General features: G+C 70.0%; 6 protein-coding genes and 2 pseudogenes. 2 read left to right on the top strand and 6 right to left on the bottom strand.

Translation table 11 applies throughout. From position 1 onward, the window contains the following. From B7449_RS21115 to B7449_RS15050, 4 genes and pseudogenes are all read right to left on the bottom strand, one after another. Positions 1-227 (bottom strand): annotated as a pseudogene (locus B7449_RS21115) (hypothetical protein); the annotation flags it as partial. A gap of 63 nt (positions 228-290) precedes the next feature. Next, entirely contained in the window at positions 291-509 is a 219-nt protein-coding gene (locus B7449_RS15060) for a hypothetical protein (protein ID WP_048883773.1), read from the bottom strand. A gap of 16 nt (positions 510-525) precedes the next feature. Beyond that, complete coding sequence (locus B7449_RS15055) at positions 526-807, bottom strand: putative hemolysin (protein WP_039735008.1); 282 nt, start codon at positions 805-807, stop codon at positions 526-528. 90 nt (positions 808-897) lie between these two features. Continuing rightward, entirely contained in the window at positions 898-1263 is a 366-nt protein-coding gene (locus B7449_RS15050) for a hypothetical protein (protein ID WP_235721254.1), read from the bottom strand. 18 nt (positions 1264-1281) lie between these two features. On the opposite strand from B7449_RS15050, the gene B7449_RS15045 reads away from it, so the two are divergent. Further along, positions 1282-1977 (top strand): GrpB family protein, encoded by a 696-nt coding sequence (locus B7449_RS15045; RefSeq protein ID WP_235721253.1) that lies wholly within the window; start codon positions 1282-1284, stop codon positions 1975-1977. A 133-nt stretch (positions 1978-2110) separates the two neighbouring features. Here the strand turns inward: B7449_RS15045 and B7449_RS15040 are convergent, their stop codons facing one another. Together B7449_RS15040 and B7449_RS15035 are read right to left on the bottom strand one after the other, a co-directional pair. Beyond that, entirely contained in the window at positions 2111-2608 is a 498-nt protein-coding gene (locus B7449_RS15040) for a DUF1543 domain-containing protein (RefSeq protein ID WP_048883772.1), read from the bottom strand. 8 nt (positions 2609-2616) lie between these two features. After that, a complete protein-coding gene (locus B7449_RS15035; protein WP_039735003.1) occupies positions 2617-4113 on the bottom strand; it encodes an FAD-dependent monooxygenase in 1497 nt (498 codons plus the stop codon). A gap of 418 nt (positions 4114-4531) precedes the next feature. Here B7449_RS15035 and B7449_RS15030 point away from each other — a divergent pair. Next, positions 4532-5450 (top strand): annotated as a pseudogene (locus tag B7449_RS15030) (esterase/lipase family protein); the annotation flags it as partial.

Below are 5450 nucleotides of genomic sequence, written 5' to 3'. Positions count from 1 at the left end.
TAGAACCGGCCCATGCGCATGGGCGGCGGCACATAATATGGCGGTGGCGGCGGCGGGCGACGCCACATGCGGTGGCGCGGTGGCGGCCCCCGTCCCGGCCCCCATGGCCGCGCCCAGGCCTGGGCTGCGGGCAGGGCGACGGTGGCCCCGATCGCGACAATCAGTGTCCCGTGCCGCAGCGCACCGCGCAGGACGGTCAGGACGGAAGAAAAACCATTGTGTTTCATATGCCATTCATGTCCGGGCAGTGGGGCGGTAATAGGGAAAGAACGGGGCGCATGCATGACAGTTTAATGGCGGCGCGGCATAATCGTCCACCCCGCCACCCGTGCGCCGGGGGGCAGGGTGCAGCGCCCGACATGCCCGGTATCGCTGGCCTGCCATGTCCCGCCCCGGCGCGCGCAGTCCGCAGGCGGCGGGGTGCGCCGGGCCATAAGCGCGTCGTTACATGCGCCAAGGCACACGACCATGGCCACGGCCCCGGCGCGCAGGGCGGCAGGCCCCGTCATGCGCGCCGTCCGCGCGTCATGGCGTGGTGGTGGCGTGATCACGGCGGAACAGGGCCCATTCCTCCATCACCGTGCCATCGGGCAGGTGGCACCAGCCGGTTACCCCCTGCGGCGAGGGACGCATTTCCAGCGTGCCGCCACGCTGCTGGCAGTAGACCGAAGCCGGGTTGGCCATGCCGATGCGCGATGCATGGGCCGCCGGGGCGTGGTGGCCCGACGCGCATGCGCCCAGCAGCGCAACCGCGCCAAGCGCCATGCCACGCGCCACCTGCCGTGCCGTGGAAAGGAAATATGTCATGGGCGCGATCCCCGTGTCGTGTGTATCCGGACGTAACATGATCCCATCAGCTACCAGCAAATGCCCGCCGGGGCCAGCGCCGCGCGGCGGTCAGGACGCGGGCGGCGGCGGCAGGGCATGGCCGTGTCCCAGCGCGCACAGCATGATGCACAGGTTGGGATGGTCCATCACCGCGCTGTAGGTCACGCGCGGGCGGCCCGTGGCGTCATACCACATCAGCCAGTACAGCGTGTCCCGCGCCCCCGCCACGTATTCCAGCCACAGCGTGTCCCCCGTATCCGCCCGCGTGACCAGCGGCGCGGGCAGCACGCTGCCCCGTGCCTGTCCCGCGCCGTGGGGGTGGCCGTGACGGGTATCGGTGCGGTAGCGGTCATTGGCGCAGGTGAAGGGTGCGGTCACGCCCCTGCCTACCACGCCCGCCATGGTCGGGCCACCGTCGCGCGGCGGGGTGTGCATGAGGGGTGTTTTCCTGTCATGCTGCCCGCCAGGCCAGTATCGGTGGCCGGGTCTGCCCTGCGGGAGGGACGTATGTGGAACGGTGTGGAAAAATGGCCAGCGCCATCAGCAATCATGACGTTTGAGGAAGGGGACCCTGACGAAAACCCGTGGGTGGCCGGCCGTCCCGTGCCAGAGGCGATCAGGATCGAACCCCATGCACCGGACTGGGCCGCGCGCTTTGAAACCGCCAGGGCGGTCCTTGCCACCGCCCTGCGCGGGTGCGCGCTGGGAATCGCGCATGTCGGATCGACCGCGGTGCCGGGCCTGCCATCGAAACCCGTGATCGATATCGACCTGACAGTCAGCGACCCGGAGGATGAGGATGCATATCTCCCGCGCCTGACCGCGCTGGGATACAGGCTGACGGTGCGGGAGCGCACGTGGTACCACCACCGGATGCTGCGCCATGACGCCCCCCGGATCAACCTGCACGTCTTTGGCCCCGGATGCCCCGAACACGCCCGGCATGTCCTGTTCCGCGACTGGCTGCGCACCCATCCCGATGACCGGGACCGTTACGCCGCCGCAAAACGGGCGGCGCGGGAAGGGGCTGCGGACGTGCCGCAGTACAACGCGAAGAAGCAGGACGAAATATACAGGATATACCGCAACATATTCGTCAGCCGCGGCTGGATTGCCGGTCAGGGGGCGGGCATGTCCCGCCGCGGATAACCGTCATGCCGCGTATATGGCGCAAAGGGCAGGCCAACCATGCGGCCCCGTCCGGTCCCCGACGTGCCCGGATGGGGGAGGCTAATGTGCCGGGCCGTTCGGGATGGAGCTGAAAACGAAGCGTCTGCGCACGCTAGATCCGCTGGTATCCCTGCCATGCCGCCATAACCGGGCTGCCATGGGGGCAGGGGGTCAGGTGGATGTACAGGCCGTCGATCTGTTCCAGCGGCACGCAGTCATCAACTTCCATGAAATTGTCACGGTGGCGGTGGCCAAGGCCGGGCAGCAGCGTCTGCCGGGCTTTTGCCTTTGCCGCCTCGGCACTGTCGGCCACCAGAAAGGTGAATTCATGTTCTTCGCGTAACGCGCCGGGGGCGTAGCCGCCCATGTTGACGAAATACAGCGTCTGGCCGCCTGCCGGTTTTTCCGTGGCCAGGCTGACTGTGAACCCGTCGGCCCAGTCCACAATGCCATAGGCGTCGACATGCAGCGACGACCGCGTGCCGTACCACCGCCGGGCAAGGGCGGGCCAGGCATCTTCGGGCCGTTCCGCCACGGCGAACTGCACGTCATGCACTTCGATATTGGCGCCCGGCGCCGCACCGCCAAGATAGAATACAAACAGCTTCATGCCCCATCCTATCCCGCCACGGGGCCGCTGTCACGGTGCGGTGACGCACCGGCGCGGATGCGCTCCAGCGCCCGGTCAATGACCTGTGGCCGACCGGCATGCGCCGTGGCCGCAACATACCCGTCGGGCCGGACCAGCCACATGAAGCGCGGGTCGGGCGGGGGATGGATATGGGGCGACAGCAGACCCGCATGCCGGGCGACCAGCGCGCGGGCGGCGTCATGGTCTGCTGCCGCCAGCGTCAGGCACGGGCCATGCGCCCCGGCATGGCCACGGGCGGGGGCGAAACGCTGCCCCGGGCGTGGACCGCGCAGCCCCGCCGCATCCCCCATGTTCAGCGGGCTGCCGGGATACGCCACCATGATTTCCGACAGGTGCGCCGCCACCATGTGGCGTATGACAGGCAGGCCCGACACCCCCCGCACCACCAGCGCGCGCAGCAGGCGGGCCAGCGGGTTGCGCAGCAGAACGATGCGGGTCACCCGACCGGAATCCGACAGCACCTGCCGCGCCACCGCGCCGCGTTCGACGCCATAGCTGTCCAGCAGCGCGGGCCCGGCCTGCCCCCGTTCCACCAGCGCCAGTTTCCACGCCAGGTTGAAGGCATCCTGCATGCCGGTATTCATGCCCTGTCCGCCCGCGGGGCTATGCACATGCGCCGCGTCCCCCGCCACGAACACCCGGCCCGCGCGGTAGTCGCGCACCCGGCGTTCATTCACGCCAAAGGCCGACAGCCACACCGGATCGGACACCGTAACCCCGCCCGGCCCGCGCCGGTTGACGATCGTCTGCACCGCAAGCAGGTCGGGCGCGTGCACCGATGCCGGGCCGACATCGGCAATGATGCGGTACCGCCCGCCGGGCACCGGAAAGAACATGACCGCCCCATCAGGATGCCAGAACATGGCCAGCGCGTCAGGCGCCGTGGGCAGGCCCGTGACATGCGCATCGGCCAGGATGAAGCGCGTGGGCAGGGTCGCGCCCGTAAACGCCAGCCCCAGCGTGCGGCGGACAAGGGAATGCGCGCCGTCGCAGCCGATCAGCCAGGCGGCCTCCATGGTCTCGACCTCGCCGCTGTCGTGGCGCAGGGTGCAGGTGACACCCGTGCCCGTATCCACGAAATCCGTCAGTTCCACGCCGCGTTCAATGTGCCCCCCCAGCGTGCGCAGGTGATCTTCCAGCAGGCGTTCGGTATCCGGCTGCGCCAGCATCAGCAGGCAGGCGAATGGCGAGGCAATGGAACCGAACGCGATGCGGGCAAGCACCGTGCGGCCCGCATGGATGTCCAGCGTCCGGGCATGCAGCCCGGCGGCCATGAAGGCATCCGCGCAACCCGCGATGTCCAGCAGTTCAAGCGTGCGCGCCCAGATGGCCAGCGCCCGGGACTGTCCATCGCGCGCGGGCAGCCTGTCCACCAGCCGCACCGGCACGCCATGGCGGGCAAGTTCCGCCGCCATGGTCAGGCCCACGGGCCCCGCGCCAACAACAAGGACAGGTTTCGCCATGATCTGTATCCGCAGGGCAATGGACGGGCCGGCCCTTAACGCCGTGCGCGCCCGATGCGTTGCAACCGATTGGAAAAAGGCCGGTTTCTGGCGGGCCGCCGCCCTATGCCCTGCGGTGCCCGGCGTGGGTCGCCCGTCCATCGCCCCGCCGGGGTGGCCGGGACCATGCAGGCACATGAAAGCGATTTACGCACGGACAGGCAGTGACGGGGGCAGGGTGCATCTGGAACCCGGATTTACCGGGCCTGCGCGCGTTCGCTGTCACGATGCCGCGTGGTCCCGATGGCGTTATCCGCCACGTCAGGTCCGCTCGGTCCGGCAGGCCCGGCGCCCGCTGCCTGAAACCGGCCGGTTGCCCCGGGGCGCAGTTGGCGCCAGCGCATTGCACGCGGCGCGGACTGGTGCTTAACCTGCTGTCATGACACGTACCCATCCGGGCCGCCGCCATGCGCCCGCACGCCGTCCCGGCCCGTCCCGGCGCCATGCCACGCGGGGGGCCGGCATGCTGGCGCTTGTCATGCTGGCGGGGTGCGCGGGGCCGGTCACGGTGCGGCATGTATCGCTGGTGCACAGCTACCGTGACACCACGCGCACCGCGTTGCAGGGCGGCAGGCCGGGCGATCCGACCATGGTGGTGCTGCGCCGCCACGGGCTGCTGCCCGCATGGCGCGACAACCCCGACCGCGCCATCGCCACCCTGCGCACGCAGGCAAAGGGGCGTGATGACGAGGCCGACGTGCTGTTCGCACTGGCGGAACTCAGCTACCGGCAGGGCCTGCGCCACCATCATGCGCAGGATTTCCTTGCCGCGGCGGTCTATGCCTATGCCTTCCTCCAGCCCGGCCGGGCGGGTGGCCCCAGCCCGTATGATGAACGCTTCCGGCAGGCATGTGACCTGTACAACCTCGGGCTGAGCGCGGCCTTTCCCGCCCCCGTATCCGTCACGGCGCAGACGCGCGCCCTGCCGTGGGGCGATATCGTGCTGGATGCCGACCCCGCGCAGCTGCGCTGGCACGGGCGGCTGCTCGAACGCCTGCAGCCCACCGCGACGCTGGGGGTGGGCGGCATACCCAATATCTACCGCACCCCCGGTCTGGGCGAACCGCTGACGGCGCTGGCCCGTCCCGACCCGGCAGTGGGCCATCCGGCCCCGGCCGCGCCCGATACCCCGCATGAAGCCAAGCACCTGACCCAGCCATCCGCCGTGGCCGACCTGACCGGCCCGGCGCATGACGACGCCCTGCGCGCCGTCCCCACGCCGCCTGCGCCACAGGGCGGCGTGGGCCCCGCCAGCGGCGACCCCGCCGGTACGGCGGATGGCGGCCCCGCAGCACCCG

This window comes from Komagataeibacter intermedius TF2 (assembly GCF_000964425.1).
GTDB classification, from domain to species: Bacteria; Pseudomonadota; Alphaproteobacteria; order Acetobacterales; family Acetobacteraceae; genus Komagataeibacter; species Komagataeibacter intermedius.
The sequence above is the reverse complement of the archived record's forward strand: the minus strand, read 5'-3'. Positions and strand labels throughout refer to the sequence as shown.

What these genes read in the sequence shown, in the direction of transcription:
- B7449_RS15060 (WP_048883773.1), bottom strand. Translation starts at nt 509, where the DNA reads ATGACGGGGCCTGCCGCCCTGCGCGCCGGGGCCGTGGCCATGGTCGTG.
- B7449_RS15055 (WP_039735008.1), bottom strand. Translation starts at nt 807, where the DNA reads ATGACATATTTCCTTTCCACGGCACGGCAGGTGGCGCGTGGCATGGCG.
- B7449_RS15050 (WP_235721254.1), bottom strand. Translation starts at nt 1,263, where the DNA reads ATGCACACCCCGCCGCGCGACGGTGGCCCGACCATGGCGGGCGTGGTA.
- B7449_RS15045 (WP_235721253.1), top strand. Translation starts at nt 1,282, where the DNA reads ATGCTGCCCGCCAGGCCAGTATCGGTGGCCGGGTCTGCCCTGCGGGAG.
- B7449_RS15040 (WP_048883772.1), bottom strand. Translation starts at nt 2,608, where the DNA reads ATGAAGCTGTTTGTATTCTATCTTGGCGGTGCGGCGCCGGGCGCCAAT.
- B7449_RS15035 (WP_039735003.1), bottom strand. Translation starts at nt 4,113, where the DNA reads ATGGCGAAACCTGTCCTTGTTGTTGGCGCGGGGCCCGTGGGCCTGACC.